The 19,891-nt window shown below is 42.8% G+C and carries 17 protein-coding genes; 7 read left to right on the top strand and 10 right to left on the bottom strand.

What is annotated here, in order from left to right:
• Positions 1-71: 71 nt before the first annotated feature.
• Together WFY05_RS03875 and WFY05_RS03870 are read left to right on the top strand one after the other, a co-directional pair.
• Positions 72-1,151, top strand: a complete 1,080-nt coding sequence (locus WFY05_RS03875; protein ID WP_340111410.1) for a prephenate dehydrogenase — start codon at positions 72-74, stop codon at positions 1,149-1,151.
• Positions 1,148-2,242, top strand: coding sequence for a chorismate mutase (locus WFY05_RS03870; protein ID WP_340111409.1), 1,095 nt, complete (start codon positions 1,148-1,150; stop codon positions 2,240-2,242). The genes WFY05_RS03875 and WFY05_RS03870 overlap by 4 nt, the downstream gene beginning before the upstream one ends.
• A 30-nt stretch (positions 2,243-2,272) precedes the next feature.
• Here the strand turns inward: WFY05_RS03870 and WFY05_RS03865 are convergent, their stop codons facing one another.
• From WFY05_RS03865 to ald, 5 genes are all read right to left on the bottom strand, one after another.
• Complete coding sequence (locus tag WFY05_RS03865; protein WP_340111408.1) at positions 2,273-4,012, bottom strand: M14 family zinc carboxypeptidase; 1,740 nt, start codon at positions 4,010-4,012, stop codon at positions 2,273-2,275.
• A 48-nt stretch (positions 4,013-4,060) separates the two neighbouring features.
• On the bottom strand, positions 4,061-4,555 hold the full coding sequence (locus WFY05_RS03860; protein WP_340111407.1) for a dihydrofolate reductase: 495 nt from the start codon (positions 4,553-4,555) through the stop codon (positions 4,061-4,063).
• Positions 4,556-4,565: 10 nt separating this feature from the next.
• The gene (locus WFY05_RS03855; RefSeq protein WP_340111406.1) at positions 4,566-5,360 is read right to left on the bottom strand and encodes a thymidylate synthase; all 795 of its coding nucleotides are present in this window, start codon (positions 5,358-5,360) and stop codon (positions 4,566-4,568) included.
• Between the two features lie 159 nt (positions 5,361-5,519).
• On the bottom strand, positions 5,520-6,323 hold the full coding sequence (locus WFY05_RS03850) for an ion transporter (protein ID WP_340111405.1): 804 nt from the start codon (positions 6,321-6,323) through the stop codon (positions 5,520-5,522).
• Between the two features lie 116 nt (positions 6,324-6,439).
• Positions 6,440-7,552, bottom strand: a complete 1,113-nt coding sequence (gene ald, locus WFY05_RS03845) for an alanine dehydrogenase (RefSeq protein ID WP_340111404.1) — start codon at positions 7,550-7,552, stop codon at positions 6,440-6,442.
• Positions 7,553-7,783: 231 nt separating this feature from the next.
• Here ald and WFY05_RS03840 point away from each other — a divergent pair, with 231 nt between their 5' ends.
• Positions 7,784-9,013, top strand: a complete 1,230-nt coding sequence (locus WFY05_RS03840; protein WP_340111403.1) for a pyridoxal phosphate-dependent aminotransferase — start codon at positions 7,784-7,786, stop codon at positions 9,011-9,013.
• Between the two features lie 53 nt (positions 9,014-9,066).
• Here the strand turns inward: WFY05_RS03840 and WFY05_RS03835 are convergent, their stop codons facing one another.
• Entirely contained in the window at positions 9,067-10,296 is a 1,230-nt protein-coding gene (locus tag WFY05_RS03835) for an LL-diaminopimelate aminotransferase (RefSeq protein WP_340111402.1), read from the bottom strand.
• A gap of 324 nt (positions 10,297-10,620) precedes the next feature.
• Between WFY05_RS03835 and dapF the strand changes: the two genes are divergently transcribed.
• The gene (gene dapF / locus WFY05_RS03830) at positions 10,621-11,484 is read left to right on the top strand and encodes a diaminopimelate epimerase (RefSeq protein ID WP_340111401.1); all 864 of its coding nucleotides are present in this window, start codon (positions 10,621-10,623) and stop codon (positions 11,482-11,484) included.
• Positions 11,485-11,563: 79 nt separating this feature from the next.
• Here the strand turns inward: dapF and WFY05_RS03825 are convergent, their stop codons facing one another.
• Positions 11,564-13,747, bottom strand: coding sequence for a KamA family radical SAM protein (locus WFY05_RS03825; protein WP_340111400.1), 2,184 nt, complete (start codon positions 13,745-13,747; stop codon positions 11,564-11,566).
• A 303-nt stretch (positions 13,748-14,050) separates the two neighbouring features.
• On the opposite strand from WFY05_RS03825, the gene era reads away from it, so the two are divergent.
• The 3 genes from era (at position 14,051) to corA (ending at position 17,505) form a co-directional block, all read left to right on the top strand.
• Positions 14,051-14,935, top strand: a complete 885-nt coding sequence (gene era, locus WFY05_RS03820; protein WP_340111399.1) for a GTPase Era — start codon at positions 14,051-14,053, stop codon at positions 14,933-14,935.
• Between the two features lie 124 nt (positions 14,936-15,059).
• Positions 15,060-16,370, top strand: coding sequence for a ribosome biogenesis GTPase Der (der, locus tag WFY05_RS03815; RefSeq protein ID WP_340111398.1), 1,311 nt, complete (start codon positions 15,060-15,062; stop codon positions 16,368-16,370).
• Between the two features lie 70 nt (positions 16,371-16,440).
• Positions 16,441-17,505, top strand: coding sequence for a magnesium/cobalt transporter CorA (gene corA / locus WFY05_RS03810; RefSeq protein ID WP_340111397.1), 1,065 nt, complete (start codon positions 16,441-16,443; stop codon positions 17,503-17,505).
• Positions 17,506-17,550: 45 nt separating this feature from the next.
• Here corA and WFY05_RS03805 read toward each other — a convergent pair whose 3' ends face one another.
• From WFY05_RS03805 to WFY05_RS03795, 3 genes are read right to left on the bottom strand one after another with little or no spacing between them, the layout of a single operon-like run.
• Positions 17,551-18,840, bottom strand: a complete 1,290-nt coding sequence (locus WFY05_RS03805) for a hypothetical protein (RefSeq protein WP_340111396.1) — start codon at positions 18,838-18,840, stop codon at positions 17,551-17,553.
• Positions 18,818-19,345 (bottom strand): hypothetical protein, encoded by a 528-nt coding sequence (locus tag WFY05_RS03800; RefSeq protein WP_340111395.1) that lies wholly within the window; start codon positions 19,343-19,345, stop codon positions 18,818-18,820. The genes WFY05_RS03805 and WFY05_RS03800 overlap by 23 nt, the downstream gene beginning before the upstream one ends.
• The gene (locus WFY05_RS03795) at positions 19,296-19,886 is read right to left on the bottom strand and encodes an RNA polymerase sigma factor (RefSeq protein ID WP_340111394.1); all 591 of its coding nucleotides are present in this window, start codon (positions 19,884-19,886) and stop codon (positions 19,296-19,298) included. The genes WFY05_RS03800 and WFY05_RS03795 overlap by 50 nt, the downstream gene beginning before the upstream one ends.
• Positions 19,887-19,891 lie beyond the last annotated feature (5 nt).

Raw genomic sequence — 19,891 nt, 5'->3', positions numbered from 1 at the left:
TATTTGCTTGCACAAAGAATAGATAATGCAGACAACATTTAACAATAACTGTTTCTACTTTTATTTTTATTATGGTTCTGAAGACGGGATCAGGAAGTAGGATATTGTTAAAAACTGAAAGATATTTTACAGAAAGGTCTCGAAATAATTCGGGGCCTTTTTTTATGAAAGGTAAACGAATAAAACGAGTCCCGAATGTTCGGGAAAAGTTAAGTCGAAAATCTGTGGAAAACAGCAAATTGAATGAAATGAAAATAACAGTTATTGGTCTGGGACTTATTGGAGGTTCGATAGCAAGGGATTTGCGCAACAGTGGTTTTGCCACCGAATTGATCGGAGTTGAGAATAACGAAGATCATGCCGAGCAGGCTCTTGAACTTGGGCTTGTAGACCGCGTGTTACCGCTGGAAGAGGGAGTGAAAAACACCGACATGGTGATCATTGCCATTCCGGTGGATAAAACACTTGCTTTACTTCCCGATATTTTGGATCGGATAGACAGCGGAACTACGGTTACCGATATGGGATCGACCAAAAAGCAGTTGGTTGATGCCGTTTCAAGGCACAAGCGAAGAAAGAATTTTGTTCCGGCTCACCCCATGTCGGGTACCGAGAATTCGGGGCCAAAGGCTGCCCTCGAAAACCTGTTCCGCGGTAAGATCGCAATTATTTGCGACCAGGAAGATTCGGGGCCGCAGCACATCGCTTTAATCGAAAAATTGTTTCAAAACCTGGGAATGGACATTGCCTACATGACTGCTGACGAACAAGATCACAGCACCGCGTTTGTGTCGCACCTGCCACACGCTGCGGCTTATGCATTGGCCAACGCTGTGCAGGCTAAGGAAGATCGGAATATCATTTTCGACCTGGCGAGCGGTGGTTTCCGGTCAACTGTTCGACTGGCTAAAAGTTCGGCAACCATGTGGCACCCCATTTTTCAACAAAATCGCCCGTACGTTGTTGAAGCGCTGAATGTTTACATCAAACACCTGACACAGTTCCGCGATTGCATGAAGCACGAGAACGATGAAAAGATGTGGGATCTGATTGAAAATGCCAATAATATCCGTGAAATTCTGGGAGGAGCAAATCCGCATCTGGTAAAAAACGAAGAAAAAATTACAAAACTTTATACAAAGAAATCATGACTTTAAAACTTGACATTAATCCGATAAAAGCGTGGTTGCCACACATCGACAATCCATTGCTTATTTCAGGACCATGTAGCCTGGAAACGGAAAAACAGGTACTTGACACTGCACGTTTACTGGCCAAAGACAAGCGTGTATTTGTGTACCGTGGTGGAGTTTGGAAACCACGTACACGACCGGGGTCATTCGAAGGAGTTGGTTCAATTGGCCTGAAATGGCTGCAAATGGTGCGCGAAGAAACCGGGTTGCCGGTAGGTGCCGAAGTGGCCAATGCACAACACACCGAAGAAGCACTGAAAGCCGGTTTGGATGTGCTGTGGATTGGGGCACGGTCGACTGCCAGCCCATTTGTGGTGCAGGAAATTGCTGATGTGCTCAAAGGATCGGATGCGGTAGTGATGATCAAAAACCCGGTAAATCCCGACGTGCAGTTGTGGATGGGAGCCATCGAACGTGTTCACCAGGCGGGAATTAAAAATATTGTTGCTATCCATCGTGGATTTACACCATTCCGCGATACCAAATACCGCAACTACCCGAACTGGAAAACGGTTATTGAATTGCGCCGAAATATTCCGAACCTGCCTATTATTTGCGACCCGAGCCACATTGCCGGTAAACGCGAATATTTGCATGAGATCTCACAAAAAGCTTTCGATATGGGCATGGAGGGATTGATGCTGGAATCGCATATCGATCCGTCATGTGCATTGAGCGATGCCGGACAGCAACTTACACCGGCAGACCTTAGTAAATTGCTGGATAAACTGGTGATCCGATATGAATCGGCCAATAATCCGGAATTTGAAAATCGTTTGGACATGTTACGTAACCGCATCGATGCTATCGATTCAGAATTGCTCGAAATGCTGTCATCGCGAGTGGAGATCGTTAAAGAAATCGGACGGTATAAGAAAGAGAATAACGTTACGGCACTCCAGATGAACCGCTGGTCGCAACTGATGGATAATCGCATTAAGCTGGGTAAAGATCTGAACCTGGACGAGACCTTTATCAAAATTCTTTTCCAGTTGATCCACGAAGATTCGGTGCGTATGCAAACCGAAATTATGGATACCGAAGAGTAAATCTATTAGCTCCGAAGAATACAGCTGTCACTAATAAATCCGGGCAACCGGATAACGTTTAAAAGTCTTCTCGGCCCATTCGGTATTGTTATAAATATAGGTTAACTGGGCCCGGTGGTTCTTTGCAAATTCCGGATCGTCAGCACGTTTGGCTTCAAATTCTTTTTTGAATACCGGATGATCATTCAGGTATTTCAATGCATTTTCTTCAAAACCATATGGCGAAAAATATTCCCGCTGGTCAAGTACCGAATCAAAGAAGTTCCAGCGGAAAAAGGAATCCATAGCTTTGGGCTCGAGCATTTCAAGCAGGTATTTCATTTTTTGCTGACGCACCGGAACAAGCAGATCGCCGGCGTAATACTGTATGTTTTGAATTTCCTGGTGCGTACTGACATTATTATGGAAATAATGTCCGTTGTAAGGCCGTTTTGCACTGTCGTATTCATCAATGTAATCCACTTCAACTTCCAGCACCTGATCTTCCTCCAGTGTTCTGAATTCAACGCCGTTCAATTTTAATCGCTCAATAACCTCAGTCCAGGCCTGAGGCAACACATAGTATTCCGGAATTTTGATTTCATTCAGAGTAGTGTAAACATCGTAATAGCGGATTTCTTTTGAATAAGGTTTCGAGCGGTCGTAGCCAAAGCGTGGCAGCCCGGTAACCTTGTCAATCACTTCGTTGCTGGTTCCGTAACCGTCGAAAGTAAATGTGGTGTAGTGTGTGGTGTCCACTTCGTAGGTCAGCGGATAAGTTTTCATGGCCAGTAGTTCTTCGTTTCCGTGCTTGCGGCTGGCAATAATTTCTTTTGAATTTTCTGAAGTGAAATCAGCAAGCGTTGTTATGAACTGATAACACGATTTTACTCGATCGGGGAAATGTTTGTACACGTGATTTTCGGTCATCATCCCATAGCTGTTAAATAAACTGGCGTAGCCCGATGAATAACGCGGAGCATCCTGCCAGAGCAAAATTCCGGACGAAGGATCGTGAAAGATCCAGTTTACATAAGGCGTAAGTTTGTAATTGCCTGCATCCATTTTTTCGAAAATATCGGGGATCATCTGCTTGCGAAGAAACTCTTCCTGGGTAGGTGGAAAATAATCGGGAAAAGGAGTGATCCAGGTGATACTGTATTGATGATCGGAACCGTTCGTGGTGTGCGTATCCAGGAAAACATCCGGATCCCATTCCTGAAAAATACGATTGAATGAAAGTGCGTTTTTTGAATCGCATTTGGTGAAGTCACGGTTCAGATCGAGATTTTTGGCATTTCCGCGAAAACCTGTTTCGTAAGGCGTGGCCTGGTTGGCCCTGTTATATGGCCCCCGGTTTAAATGACCACCAATGTTGTAGACCGGAACAATAACGATCACCGTATTTTCGAGCCAGCTTTTCATTCCGTTTTTATTGCGCAGAATATCGTCGGCGAATTGCAGGCTGGCGTCAATTCCTTCGGGCTCACCCGGATGAATACCGTTGTTGATCAGCAATACTGATTTTCCCTGATTTTTTATGGTCTGCGGATCGAATTCAGGTTCGGAATTGATAATAAAAGTGTGCAAAGGTTTGCCGATGTCCGTCGTGCCTCTTTCGACAAGTTGGGCATTTTCATAATTTTCGTCGAGTACACGGTACATTTCAATCACCTCGCTGTAAGTGGGGGTATAATTCTCTTCATAACGAAGCTCGATCAGCGGCTGTTGTGCTGAACTTAAAAACGCACCACATAAAATCAGTAATGCGGTGAAAATGTGTCTTGTCATTTTTCGAATATTTTTGGTTCGTCCCGGCAAAACGGAGACGTTTACGAACTATTTGCGAACCAAATCTAAGTAAGAATAATCAAAGTTGTTCTTTTCATCGTGAAAATCTTTGCGTGCGGCCTCTTTCCATTCCGAATAGTCGATCTCGGGGAAATAAACATCGGCCTCGAAAGGCTGATGCACAAGTGTGAGGTACAATTTCCCGGCTACCGGATAAAACTGACGGTAGATCATTCCACCTCCAATAATAAAGGCTTCATCTTCACCTTTTACCTTTTCAATGGCTTCATTTATCGAGAAAACCGTTTCGCAGCCCGGGAAAACATCGTCTTTTTTGTCAGTAATAACAATGTGCCGACGATTTGGTAAGGGCCATTTGGGTAATGATAGAAGCGTGTTTCTTCCCATGATGATTGTGTGACCCGAGGTAATTTCCTTGAAACGTTTCAGGTCGTTCGGCAAATGAAACAGCAGATCGTTGTTTTTACCGATGGCAAAATTCTCGGCAATGGCAACGATAATCGAAATGTTTTTATGGATCATTCTTGAATTTTTAAACTGCAACAATTCCTTTAATATGCGGGTGCGAATGGTAATTCACTAACTCAAAATCTTCGAATTTAAAATCGAAAATACTCTTCACATCCGGATTTATTTTCATGGTTGGCAGTGGATAAGGTTCGCGGGTAAGCTGAAGTTTTACTTGTTCGATATGGTTGGTGTAGATATGTACATCGCCAAAGGTGTGTACAAAATCGCCGGGCTGAAGTCTGGTTACTTGTGCCATCATCATAGTCAGTAAGGCATACGATGCAACGTTGAACGGAACGCCTAGAAAAACATCGGCGCTTCGCTGGTAAAGCTGGCACGAAAGTTTTCCGTCGGCTACATAAAATTGGAATAGAATGTGGCACGGAGGCAGGTTCATTTTGTCCAGTTCGCCAACGTTCCAGGCACTTACAATGTGCCGCCGCGAATCCGGATTATTTTGAATAGATTCCAGCACCTGGCTGATCTGATCGATGTGTTTTCCATCGGGAGTTGGCCAGCTGCGCCACTGGTAGCCGTAAATATGCCCCAGGTTACCATCATCGTCGGCCCATTCGTTCCAGATCCTGACGCCGTTATCCTGAAGGTACCTGACATTGGTGTCGCCTTTTAAAAACCAGAGCAATTCGTAAATAATCGATTTTAAATGAAGTTTTTTTGTGGTTACCATCGGGAATCCTTCGCTTAAATCAAAACGTAGCTGATGACCAAAACGGCTGATTGTTCCTGTTCCAGTACGGTCTTCTTTTTTTGTTCCCTTCTCCAAAATCGTCTCCAATAAATCAAGATACTGCCTCATAGTTAAATTCTTTTAGTCGGGTGATGACTAGTTCTGACAAAAATAGAAATTCACAAAAAGGTGTTTCAGAAATGATACATTTAGATATCCACAAATGTTTAGATGTTGTTAACGAAATTTCAATGGGAATTATCTATCTCACTAAAGGTGATAGCATTATTACGGGTTGATCTTTGCCCCGCATTTCTTACAGAATTTCGCGTCGTCGTCGTGTTTGTCGTGTAGGCAACTGGGGCAAACCTGGGTATTTCCTTTGTAAGAAGGATTTATAATCTCGGCAGTTACAATTCCGGTTGGAACAGCAATAATGGCATACCCCATTATCATGACAATGCTGGCCATGAATTGCCCCAGTGAAGTTTGAGGACTAATGTCGCCATAGCCCACAGTTGTTAAGGTTACAATCGCCCAGTAAATCCCTCGCGGAATGCTTGTAAAGCCGTGAGCCTCACCCTCAATAATGTACATTATAGTGCCAATTACAACTACCAGCACAATTACAAAAAAGATGAACACACTGATTTTTTCGCGGCTGGCCCAGAGTGCTTTTGCCAGCGTTCGGCCGGCCTGCGTGTAGCGGGTAAGCTTTAATATCCGGAAAATACGCAACATGCGAAGTATACGTATAACCACCAGGTGATGCGACCCAATAATAAAAAGCCCAAGGTAAGTAGGAATGACTGAGAGAAAGTCGATGATACCGTAAAAACTGAAAATATAGCGCAGAGGTTTTCGGACAATGATTATACGTAGCAGGTATTCTACAGTGAAAATTCCGGTAATTACCCACTCAAGTATGCGTAAAATGGGGCGATAATTTGTTCGAATTGCAGGAACGCTTTCGAGCATCACAAGTGCCACGCTAAGCAAAATGACCACCAACAGAGCTACATCAAAGAATTTTCCCGCTGGTGTATCGGCTTCAAAAATTATTTCGTAAAGTCGCTCCCTGGTTTTGCCCATTATCTTTGCATTTGCGGATTAAATATACAATAATCTTTTTTTAGCTGGAAAAGTAAAAAGGCCTTTCCCTGATATAAAGGAAAGGCCTTTTGATATAATATAGGATTAGGTTTTTCTTACAACACCGAATCTACTTCCTGATAAGGAAGGTCGAAAGCTTCGGCAACACCTTTGTAAACGACTTTACCGTCTACAACATTTAATCCTTTGCGCAGCGGTTCGCTGTCGATACAAGCCTGCTTCCACCCTTTTTCGGCAATTTGAATGGCAAAAGGTAAGGTTGCATTTGTTAATGCGATGGTTGAAGTGCGAGGTACGGCTCCCGGCATATTGGCCACACAGTAATGCAGAACATCATCGATCACAAATGTCGGATCGGCATGTGTCGTAGCAGTGGTTGTTTCGAAACATCCGCCCTGGTCAACCGCCACGTCGACCAATACAGTACCCGGTTTCATGGTTTTCAACATGTCTTTGGTAACCAGGTGGGGCGCTTTTGCTCCGGGTATAAGAACGGCGCCAATAATCAGGTCGTGTGATTTTACCATTTCACGAATGTTGAATTCGTTGCTCATCATGGTTTTGACATTGGCCGGCATAATATCATCGAGATAACGCAAACGCGGCAAACTAACATCCATAATGGTAACATCGGCACCCAGTCCGGCAGCCATTTTTGCTGCTTCAGTACCCACAATACCTCCACCAATAATCAATACTTTGGCCGGAGTAACACCCGGTACACCACCAAGCAGAACGCCATAACCACCAAAAGTTTTTTCGAGGTACTTGGCACCTTCCTGAACCGACATGCGGCCGGCTACTTCGCTCATTGGAACAAGCAAAGGCAGCGAGCGGTCAGGCAATTCAACGGTTTCGTAAGCCAGGCAAACCGATTTGTTCTCGATCATGGCATTCGTCAGTGCTTCGCCCGAGGCAAAGTGAAAATACGTGTAAAGTATCTGTCCCTTCTTAATAAGTTTATATTCCGGCTCAATCGGTTCTTTTACTTTGATAATCATTTCAGCGATGCCATAAACATCTTCGATGGTGGGTAGCATCCGAGCTCCGGCTGCTATGTAATTTTCATCATGGAATCCACTTCCGTTGCCACCGCCGGCTTGCACATAAACCTGGTGACCACGTTTTACCAGTTCGGCTGCTCCTGCAGGAGTAAGAGCTATTCTGTTTTCATTGTTCTTAATTTCTGTTGGTACTCCTATTATCATTGTAAAAGTTTTTGGTGTTATATTTCAAGTCAAAAATAGACCTCTCCAACTGACTAAAATATGACAAATATTATGGAAAACGGCGTTATTCGCGGGTGAATTGAACAGAGTCTGTAATAATAAAAAATTGGAAGTTAACAATTCAATAATATTTGAAAATGAAAAAAAATGATCATTCTTGATTTCAGATTGTTAAACTTATATTTGCTCAACTATTTTATATTTTACAACATGCCGACAGTATCAGACAGGGGACGGATAATGCCAGATTCGCCAATCAGAAAACTGGCTCCCTTAGCTCAGAAAGCTAAGGACAAGGGGATTAATGTTTTTCACTTAAATATCGGACAGCCCGATTTACCAACTCCTCCGGAGGCATTAGCAGCCATAAAAAATATCGACAGAACCATTCTGGAATATACACCAAGTGAAGGTATTACATCTTTCAGGGAAAAATTAGCCGAGTATTACCACCGGTTCGACATTAATGTTGATGCCAGCGATATCATAATTACATCGGGAGGAAGCGAGGCGGTTACTTTTGCTTTTATGAGTTGCCTCGATCCGGGCGATGAGATCATTGTTCCTGAGCCGGCATATGCCAACTACGAAGCTTTTGCGATTGTTGCAGGAGCAAAAATTAAGGCCATTGCGGCCAATATTGAAGAAGGTTTCTCGTTGCCGCCGGTTGAAGAATTCGAAAAACTGATCAGCCCGAAAACTAAAGGGATCATGATTTGCAATCCGAATAATCCCACCGGATATTTGTATACGCAGCAGGAAATGAATAAAATTCGTGACCTGGTTAAAAAATACGATCTGTATTTATTTTCCGATGAAGTGTATCGCGAGTTTTGTTATACCGGAGCTCCTTATATTTCGGCGTTCCATCTGGAAGGAATTGAGCAAAACGTAGTGTTGGTTGATTCGGTTTCGAAACGCTACAGCGAATGTGGACTTAGAATAGGCGCGCTGATCACCAAAAATGAAGCCGTCAAGAAGAATGTGATCAAGTTCTGTCAGGCACGGCTGAGCCCGCCACTTATTGGGCAAATTGCCGCTGAAGCTTCGCTGGATGCCGATCCGGACTACATGCTGAACAACTACAACGAATACGTTAACCGCCGCAAATTCCTCATCGACGGATTGAATCGCATTGATGGAGTTTATTCTCCAATTCCCATGGGTGCATTTTATACTGTAGCACGTTTGCCCGTCGACAATGCCGATAAATTCTGCGAATGGTTACTATCCAATTTTCATTACGAAAACCAGACGATTTTTCTGGCCCCGGCTTCGGGATTTTATACCGGATCGGACCGCGGAATGGATGAAGTAAGGATTGCCTATGTCCTGAAAAAAGAAGATCTTGCCAAGTCGCTAAAAATTTTAGAGGAGGCTCTAAAAGTTTATCCGGGAAGTAGGGTCAAACAAAGAATTGTGAATGAAGAAGTAAAATAAAAAAAGCCGGTCCGTCAATCGACAAACCGGCTTTACTTTATATCTGTTTTTCGCTACTTCAGATTTTTTACACGTTCCATGGCTTCCAGCACATTTTCCCTGTCGGCAAATGCTGAAAAGCGGAAGTAACCTTCTCCCGCCGGACCGAATCCTGAACCGGGAGTACCAACAACGTTGGCTTCGTTCAGTACTTTATCGAAGAAATCCCATGAGGTCATTCCGTTTTTGGTCTTCACCCAAACATACGGTGCGTTAACTCCGCCAAAAACTTCGTAACCAATTTCGGCGAGGCTCTCGCGCATAATTTTGGCATTCTCAAGGTAGTAAGCAATCACATTGGCTACTTCTTTTTTGCCTTCTTCGGTGAAAATAGAAGCGGCAGCTTTCTGTACCGGGTACGAAACTCCGTTGAATTTGGTCGATTGGCGGCGGTTCCACAAAGGTTTTACCGGGTATTCTTTTCCGTTTTTGTCGTAGGCAACCAATTCTTCGGGAATTACTGTAAATGCACAGCGTGTTCCGGTAAATCCGGCTGTTTTCGAGAAACTTCGGAATTCGATGGCCACTTTTTTAGCGCCTTCAATTTCGTAAATCGAATGTGGTATGCCATCTTCGGTAATAAAGGCTTCGTAAGCGGCATCGTATAAAATAATGGCCTTGTTTTCGGTGGCGTAATCTACCCACTTTTTCAGTTCCTCTTTGCTGGCTACCGTTCCCGTTGGATTATTCGGGTAGCACAGGAAAATCAGGTCGGGCGTTTCTGTCGGCAATTCAGGAATGAAACCATTCTCTTTTGTACAAGGCATATAAATGATGCCGTCGTAATAACCATTGGCCTGGCAGCTTCCTGTTTTTCCGCTCATTACCGTAGTGTCGGCGTAAACCGGATAAACCGGATCGCAAATGGCTATTTTATTCTCGTTGCCAAAAATTTCCTGAATATTTCCGGTGTCACATTTCGATCCGTCGGAGATAAAAATTTCGTCAGCCGAAATATCAACGCCGTTTGCCTGGTACGAATTTGCAGCAATGGCTTCGCGTAAAAAAGCATAACCCTGCTCGGGACCGTAACCTTTAAAGCTTTCGCTTTTGGCCATTTCGTCTACGCCTTCGTGAAAGGCTTTTACTACTGAAGGAACCAGTGGCTGGGTAACATCGCCAATACCCATTTTTATTACTTTTTTATCCGGGTTTTCAGCCATAAATTCACTGACTCTTCTTCCAATTTCAGGGAATAAATACCCGGCTTGCAGTTTGAGGTAACTTTCGTTAATAAGTGCCATATTTGTCTGTTATTTTTGTGTCAATATAGTAGAGGCGCAAAGATAACAAATTAAAAGTTCCTGCTTTTTGAAAGCTTGCTGTACTATTTTTATTTAGATTTTTTTAAAGAATGGAAATCGTGCCGGTATGTCTGGATTTTGAATACACACACTTAGGTTTTCAAAATATTTAGTTTTAACGTATTCCTTGATTCTGGTAGAATTACCGGTCGCAAAATTGTGTGAGGTAAAATTGAGAAACGAGTATCAGTTTTAAAAAGATTTTGTGATGAAATCCCGTAAATCGGTTTGGTTTGGTATTTTTGTAGGTAAACACTTTAGATCATGCAAAACTTCTTTGTAAAATCACACGGACTGGGAAACGATTACATTGTTCTCGATCACGAAAACATAACTTTTAAACTCACGGAAGCAGCCATTATTCGCATTTCCGATGTACATTTTGGTATTGGTTCTGATGGAATACTGTTAAAAGTGCCGTCAGAAAAAGCCGACTTCGGGCTGCGTATTTTAAATCCGGATGGTTCGGAAGCTGAGAAAAGCGGAAACGGGCTGCGTATTTTTTCAAAATATTTGTACGATCACGGTTTTACAACAGCAAAAAGTTTTAGCATAGAAACACCGGGCGGCCTGGTTCGTGCCGAAATTATGGAGGAGCGCGAGGGGAAAGCTTATATGATTAAAGTGGATATGGGCAAAGCCATTTTCGATGCCGAAAAAATTCCGGTGAATATTGAAAAGCCCGAATGCATTGACGAACCGCTACCATTGCATGATCAAACTTTTTACATCAACTGTGTGTCGGTTGGTAATCCGCATTGCGTGATTTTAGTTGATGACCTGAATGAAGCTGAAGTTAAAACCTATGGTTCGGATATTGAAAATCATCCCTTGTTTCCCAGACGTATTAATGTCCAATTTGCAAAAGTAATTTCGCCCACTGAAGTGGAGATTATGATTTGGGAGCGAGGTGCCGGCTGGACTCTGGCATCAGGAAGTTCGTCGTGTGCTGTAGCTGCCACGGTATTGAAACGAGGACTGAGCGAGCGTGACCTTACGATAAAAATGCCCGGCGGAACATTGCACATCGAAATCGACGAAGACTGGGAAATCCGCATGACAGGCGAAGTTCGTGAAATTGCTTCCGGTACATTGAGTGCGGAATTAATTCAGGATTTGGATTTGTAAAGCCAGCATTGTTTAGATGATGAACCGGCAGACTGAATTATTCCTTATGTAATAAAGTACATCAAAGAAAATCAGTAAATCAGATTTCCAGGTTGGTAAGTTCCTTGGCCACTTCAAATTCATAACTCGGGTATTCATACATAGGCATCCGGGGTTCGGTTTGCCCAATGGAATAACCATAAATACTTTTGTATTCAGTTCGGTCTTCTCCCATTTCTTCCAACTGATCCAAAAATTCCTCGATCGATTTTGATTCAATAATGATCACTTTACCCATTTTGTTAATGATGGGGCTGTGGTTTCGGGTGCGATCGTGCTCAAATTGCAAAATGCGCCTACCGTACCGCGTTATACCAATGGTTCTGAAAGTCAAACTTTTCCCAACCCCCGGAAGATTCAGAATATTTCTGTCGGTAGCTAAGAACGGCAGGTTGTAGGCATTTCTTAAGCGAGCTGTCTTTTCTTTTATTTTTTTTGAATCGTGCATCAGCGATTCCATAAGCGCGTGCTCTTTCTCAGGGATTTTCCCAAGTTCTTTTTCCTCTTTGGCTTCCTGAACCGCCCGTGCATTGGGCGAAAAAGTGGCGCTGTTCTCCTTAAATCCTTTTACGGTGAAGGTATAGTAGGTTAAAACACCAATGTCGTTCAACACCTGCCTGAGTTTGGCGGTGTGTCCGCGGCGTGAGGCAGCGGCTGTAAAAACAAGCTGGTTGGTTACTGCCCATCCCGAATTCAGTAACACCTGTACAGCTCTTCGGGTTTCGGGGGTGACTTCCATTGGCGATTCAATATGTGTTTGAATCACAAATTGTTTGATCCCGATTTTAGATGCTTTTTGTTTGAATTCCGAAAGAATTTTTCCGAGTGCCGGTGTTATTCGCTGAGGCAAATAGGCAGGTAAACGGGTACCTATTCTTACCCGCACCATCTCGGCATATTTACCCGAATCAGGTCGCTCAAGATTATCTTCTTTTTTCTTCACAGCCATATTATAAATTTCATCCAACATATGTTCCAGGTTTTTGTCGCTGCTCATCAATGCATCGCCACCTGTAAGCAAAATGTCGCGCAACTGCGAATCGTATCTAAAATAATTCAGCAACTCGGGTAGTCGTTCTTTCCACGACTTTTCGGGTTTTAGTTTTTCGAGGTTGAAATTTAAACGACCCCGCTGAAAATCATACATGCGCTGACAGCTGGCGCAGAGTCCGCCACAGGCCCTTCCCACAGTATCGGGGATAAAAATAGCTACTTCGGGATAACGCCGATGAATGTTGTGTGAAGGCAGTATCCAGCCTGCTGCGTTGGGTTTGCCGGGTTCTGTTTTGTCCTCTTTTTCCCAGGCTACAATCTGTCCAAATTCGTCGACCAGTTGCTGGCTGTAAACTACGTAACAACGAATGGCCAGGTCGGCACCAACAGCAAATTCGGGAGTGTGTATATTCAGTAACGACAGGTAGTATGGATTTACAAAGAAAGGAATGCCTTTATCGCGTGCAGCATATAATATTTTCATGGTGTCCGGATCGAGAGAGAAATCAAGCATTTCATTCAGCATTTCCGGCGAACGAACTGCAAATCTTAAGTGAAAGTGATGATCATTCCACCATTCTTCCATTTTCTCTCGTTTTTCGGCATCGCCCATTTCTTCCGAAAAAGAATATTTTGTGCTGGTGATTTCCTTTTCGTCAATTTTTTTCATCAGCAGACGAATAATTCGCTCCTTATTTTCCTTACGAAGTTGAATGACTTTCTCATCGATTCCTGAAGGGTATTTGTTCATCCAGTGTATCACAGTGGTTTCTTTGGGCGGTATTCTCCGATAGCTTCCGTTAAACTGCCGGAAAAGTTGAAGCATGTCGATGAAAAATCCGGGTTTAGCGCCGCCAATTCCAAAATTAATGGCTAACCACAACATTTTTATCGGATCGGTAACCGCCAGTTCACCATGAATATTTTGGTCGGGATAAGCTTCTCCGGCATGATCAATGTAATCGAGTATGCGAATCACCGCGTAGTCGCTCCATTTTAATTTCTTGTAGAGTCCTGAAGTATTGTTTGTGTTGTAATAAAACTTTTCTGCTGCCGGATTTTGATGCAGCCTCGGCAGAATCCAGTTTCGGGTGCCCTGAAGCGCTTCATCGAGCGTTGCTGCATTGCGCATTATTTTTTCCAGAATCGGATTTTCATCTAAAAGTTTTCTTAGAATTCGGTGAGCATGTACAGTTATGGCAATGCTATCTAAAGTTTTTATGGAATTCATGATCGATGATTTTTTAAAATTTATTGGCGTAATCTTTAATATACGAAAATATGCGCTGATATCAAAGGTTTCAAGCAGTGATGGTGCCGGGAATCCGGGCCTGAGCTACTTTTATTTTTATCCTTTTTTCCCGCTGTTCTGAAAATCATTCAAAACAATTATCTTTGCGCTTATTTTTAAGTCAATAAGACTATATTTTAAGGATTTAAAATATCAGGTCGGACTGATCCCGAAGATAAGTATTCGGGAACTGAGTTATAATATAGAATTCCCGAAAGGGAAGGAACACCTAAAAATAGAAAGATGGCACATAAAGCTGGCTTTGTGAATATTGTTGGAAATCCCAACGTTGGGAAATCCACGATCATGAACGCACTCGTTGGAGAGAAGATCTCCATTATTACCCAGAAAATGCAAACAACCCGCCACCGCATAAAAGGCATTGTTAGTGGCGATGATTTTCAGATTGTTTATTCCGATACGCCGGGAATTCTGAAACCAAGTTACAAACTTCAGGAAACGATGATGAAGTTCGTTGATTCGGCATTAATTGATGCGGATGTAATTTTGTTTGTGACAGACGTAGTGGAAAAGCCCGACAAAAATCCGGAATACATCGAAAAAGTGAGAAAATCGAATATGCCTGTGATTGTATTAATCAACAAGATCGATCTCTCGAATCAGGAAGATGTGATGAAATTGTACGACCACTGGAGCAATACTTTTCCGGGGGCTACTATTTTTCCCGTTTCGGCGCGGGAAAAATTCAACATCGAACCCATTTTTGACCGCATTATTGAATTGTTGCCCGAAAGTCCGCCATTCTTCCCAAAAGATGAACTGACCGACCGAAACGAGCGTTTTTTCCTCCAGGAAATTATCCGCGAGAAAATATTGCTGAGCTATCAGAAAGAAATTCCTTATGCCGTTGAAGTAGAGGTGGAGGAATTTAAGGAAGCTGAAAAGCTGATCAATGTTCGTACGGTAATTCATGTAGCGCGCGACAGCCAGAAAGGAATCATTATTGGGCACCAGGGAAAAATGCTTAAAAAAGTAGGAACGGAAGCCCGTAAAGATGCGGAGGAATTCTTTGGGAAAAAGATCTTTCTGGAACTGTACGTAAAAGTAGCCAAAGACTGGCGCGAAAAAGATGGCCAGCTCAAAAAGTTTGGTTACGATGCCATGTGATCCGGATTCAGAACAGAAAGAATTTAGCACACAGAAATTAAGGTAGTTTGTATAAGCCCGATTTTACCTCGGGTGCAAAGATGCCACAAAACACCGGGCTTTAGCCCTTAACAACAAGAAAGAAATGAGCAGCAAAATAATAGCAATAGTAGGACGGCCAAACGTAGGAAAATCAACACTTTTTAATCGATTAATAGAACAGCGTAAAGCCATTGTTGATGAAACAGCCGGAGTAACGCGCGATCGTAACTACGGAAAAGCCGAATGGTCAGGCACTGAATTTTCGGTGATCGACACAGGTGGTTACGTAGTAAATTCGGACGATGTTTTTGAAGCTGAGATAAATAAACAGGTTCACCTCGCCATTGATGAGGCCGATGTTATTGTATTTCTAGTGGATGTAGAATCGGGCATCACCGATTTAGATGACGCCATTGCAGAAATTCTGCGTCGCAGCAGTAAAGAGGTAATTTTAGTCGTGAACAAAGTTGATAACCATGCCAGAATACTGGATGCCCAGGAATTTTACGGCCTGGGACTTGGGGAGATCTACTGTATCTCGTCGATGACCGGCAGCGGAACCGGCGATATGCTTGATGCTTTGGTAGCAAAACTCCCGAAGGTGCCCGGAGTGGATGAGGAACACGAACTGCCGTACTTGTCGGTGGTAGGACGCCCCAATGTTGGAAAATCGTCGTTCATAAATGCCTTGATTGGCGAAGACCGGAACATTGTAACCGAAGTAGCCGGAACCACACGCGACTCAATTCATACGCGTTACAATAAATTTGGTCACGACTTTATGATCGTTGATACGGCCGGTTTACGAAAAAAGGGAAAGGTAAGCGAAGACCTGGAGTTTTATTCCGTTCTGCGTTCTGTGCGTACCATCGAGAGTTCGGATGTGTGCCTGCTGATGATCGATGCCACGCGCGGTGTTGAGGCACAGGATATGAATATTTTTAACCTGATCATCAAAAACAAAAAAGGGGTAGTTATTCTGGTTAATAAATGGGATTTGATTGATAAAGATACGCAGAGCACAAAAAAGTTTACCGAGCAAATCAAAAACCGTCTTGCTCCGTTTGTTGATGTTCCGATCATATTTATTTCAGCCTTAACCAAACAGCGTGTTCACAAAGCACTCGAGGTAGCCATCGAAGTTCATAAAAACCGGAAGCAGCGTGTTAAAACTTCGGAGTTAAATGAAGTATTGCTCGAAGCCATTGAAGAGTATGGTCCACCTTCGGTAAAAGGGAAATTCATAAAAATTAAATATTGCACCCAGTTGCCATCACCCACACCGGCTTTTGCTTTGTTTGCTAATTTGCCGCAATACATAAAAGAGCCGTATAAACGTTACATCGAGAACCAGTTGCGCGATAATTTTAACTTCACGGGGGTGCCCATTCAGATCTACTTCAGGCAGAAGTAATTCTCTTTGAAATCCTCTTCTGTATTGCGATAGAATTTCCTAAATCGTATATTTAGGAAAAAGAATTTTCATGGCACGATTTTTAAAAGACCGCTCAAAAGCCAAAGGTACTGCTCCCGGTTCGTTGATACTGATTGGCAGGCAGAAGATGGATAAACCGATCATCCAGGTCATGAAATTTGACAAGGATGAACTGGTTGAAAAAGAAGTTGCTTCGATAAAAGACGCCAGGACAGAGTTTAAAAAAGACGCCGTAACCTGGATAAATATTTATGGAATTCATGACCTGGAAATGATCCAGGACCTGGGCACCGAATTCAACCTGCCGGCTCTTCTTCTCGAAGATATTTTGAATACCGACCAGCCGCCCAAATACGAAAATGGTGAAACTTACGATGCCTTTATTATAAAAATGTTGCAGGCGGAAGAAAAATCGAACCGCATACACGCCGAGCAGATCAGCATTGTTCTGGGTGAAAACTATGTGCTGACCTTGCAGGAAAGAGTAGGTGACTTTTTTAATCCGGTCCGTGAGCGTATTAGAAAGGGAAAAGGACGTTTGCGACACAATGGGAATGATTACCTGGCGTATGCCTTAATGGATACCATTGTTGATTATTATACCGGTTTGATCGAAAGTATTGGTAGTAAAATCGAAGAGATGGAAGATCGCCTGTTCCGGAATATGGACTCGGGCATGGTGGAAGAAATCTACCGGTTTAAAACTGAACTGAATTATTTACGGAAATCCATCCGGCCGGTACGTGAATTCCTTCTCATGCTGAATAAAGAAGAGGATTCATTTATTCAGGAGAAGAACCAGCAATTCCTGCGCGACCTGTTCGATCTGGTTGCCCAATGTACCGATACGCTTGAGTTATACAACAATATGCTTTCTGACCAGTTGAACATTTATAACACCAACATGAGCAATAAAATGAATGAAGTGATGAAAACACTTACCATTTTTGCTTCGGTGTTTATACCGCTCACTTTTGTGGCCGGAATTTATGGCATGAACTTCGAACACATGCCCGAGCTAGGTTATAAATATTCCTACCTCATTTTCTGGATTGCCATACTCATCCTCGGAGGTGGATTGTTCATCTATTTCAAACGAAAAAAGTGGCTGTAGAGCACTATGACCTTCACCCACTTTCAGTATAAACTGTATTTGATTTTATTTGATATGAATTGTATTATCGTAGCCACGTACTAATATTATTCCACCGTTTGTGCCGGCCATAATTTCAAGTTCGCTGTTTTTTTCGATGTGTTTTGTTGTTTCAATCGAATTTGGCAAATCCACTTTCCCGTGTTTCATCGCCAGATCGATACGAACAGGAATACCGCCCGAATTAACCTGCAGTTTTCCGTATTTGCAGTCGAACGTTAGGCCTTCGAAATCGTCATTTAGTTTGTCGATACTAACATCATCGTCGTAACCGATAAGCTCGAAGTTGGTATTTGTCGACATGCTGTAGCTGCTGTATTTACTTTGGGTAATTCTAACGAAATGCGATTTTTTCAGGTACAGGTCGTTGTCATATGAATCTCCAATTTCCAGGTTTTTTACATCACCGAGTTTTAGTTCAGAATATTTCCCGGTGAAGCTCACTTCTTTGGCTGAGTTGATCTTCAGATTACAGTCGTAAAGATTTAGTTTTACACTGTCAAGGGTTGCATCCGACTCCAAGTCCGAGTATTTTGCTTCCAGTTTCAGCAGTACAAATTCATCGATGAATATTTTGTCATCATACGAGTTGATGGTGAGTTTTTGTGCTTTTTCGCCTTCAAGCCGCGAGTATTTGCTTTCTACTTCCAGTTCTCCGGCCGAATCAAATTCAAGATCGGTATCGTAAAGTTGGAGTTTAGTTTCAGCTTTAAAATCTGAAGCATATATTTTCGAGTATTTGGTTTCCAGTTCCAGCACCGATTCAAAATCTTTAGCATATAATTTGCTGTTATAGAGATTCAGTTTTGCCGTTCCCTTTAAGGTTGGCAGGCTCACATTGCTGTACTTATTCTGAAGGTTGATATTTGCCGCCTCGGGAATGCTGATTTCGTGACTGATGGAAAAATCTTTCAGTTTAATTTTGTCGCCGTTATTCAGTGTAATGGTCGACCGGTTGTTTACTGAATTTATGTTCCGGTAAAAACGGGTATCAATCTCCAGCCGGTTGCCGCGAAGATCGAACTCAAAATCGTCGATCGCCTCCAATAATTTTTGGGCATCCGATTCGCTTCTGGCATTTACATTTACCGTGGTTTTTATACTAACACTTTTCGAGTTGGACAAAATGAATTTTATATCGCCCGAATGGTTCGCCATTTCGATGTTTACATCTCCGGGTACTGTGGTTGATTTGGTAAGCGTTTTGGTGGTTTCATAGTCTTGTGCCAAAGTTGCTGCCGATATCAGCAAAAAAGCAGCAATCAGTGTTGATTTAAAGTGTAATAGTTTCTTCATGGTACTTTTGTTTTTCGATTTCCATCAATAAGCGGTTAAGTATTTTTATTTTTTTCTCGTAGTAGTCGAGCATGACATGTATCACCGGTTCATTGTCGAGTGTGCGGTTCAGGTCTCGTTGGTAGTTGGCGTAAATCGTGTCCATTTGATCCATCTGTTCGAGCAGAAACTGTACCTCAGGATTATCCGCCGGAAGTTCTGGTTTCACCGCTTCCCACTTATAGGCTACCTGCTGTTTTAATTCTTTTTCCTGTTTCCCGAGATCGCTCGAAATATCGGAGAGTGTGTAGATTACTGTTTCCTTTTTCGAGGTTTCGTTAACTACAAAATAGGTGGCCGAAACGGCAAAAATGACAATGGCTGCCACTTTCCAGAACCAGTCAGGCAAACCGCGTCTTTGCGATAAGCCGCTACGGATTCCTTCCCATATAAGGTCGCTTTCAGGTTCTTCTACATCAAGCTTTAGTCGCTTTTCCTGCAATATTTTTTCCAGATCTTTTTTCATAGCTGTTCTCGTTAATCATTTTCGCGAGCAACTGTTTTGCCCTGAAAAACTGGGTCTTGGATGTTGATTCTGTAATGCCCAGTTTTTCTCCAATCTCAGCATGTTTATATCCTTCCAGCGCCCTTAGAACCAGAATTTGCCGTGCTCCTTCGGGAAGCTTTTTTATCAGTTCATGGATCAGTTCCGGTTCCACATCTTCGTTTACTTCTTCGGCAACATAGTGATCGCTGTCGTTCAACGTTTCCATGTCTGTGTATAGCATTTTACCTGTTCGCGAAACATCAATACACTTATTAATTACAATCCGTTTCAACCAGCCTCCAAAAGCTTTCTCGTTCTTCAATTTATGCAATTCCGAAAAAGCTTTTATGAAAGCATCCTGCAGCACATCCTCGGCCAGGCTCTGGTTGTTGGTCATGCGCACCGCAATGTTGTACATTCCTTTCGAATAAAGTTTGTACAGTCTGTATTGCGCCTTCGCATCTCCGTTCTTGCAGCGCTTTACCAGTTTAAGTTCGCTTTGGTTATAAATGACCTCCAAATCCT

The organism is Maribellus mangrovi (genome assembly GCF_037646455.1).
In the GTDB taxonomy this organism is placed as follows: Bacteria; Bacteroidota; Bacteroidia; order Bacteroidales; family Prolixibacteraceae; genus Draconibacterium; species Draconibacterium mangrovi_A.
The sequence above is the reverse complement of the archived record's forward strand: the minus strand, read 5'-3'. Positions and strand labels throughout refer to the sequence as shown.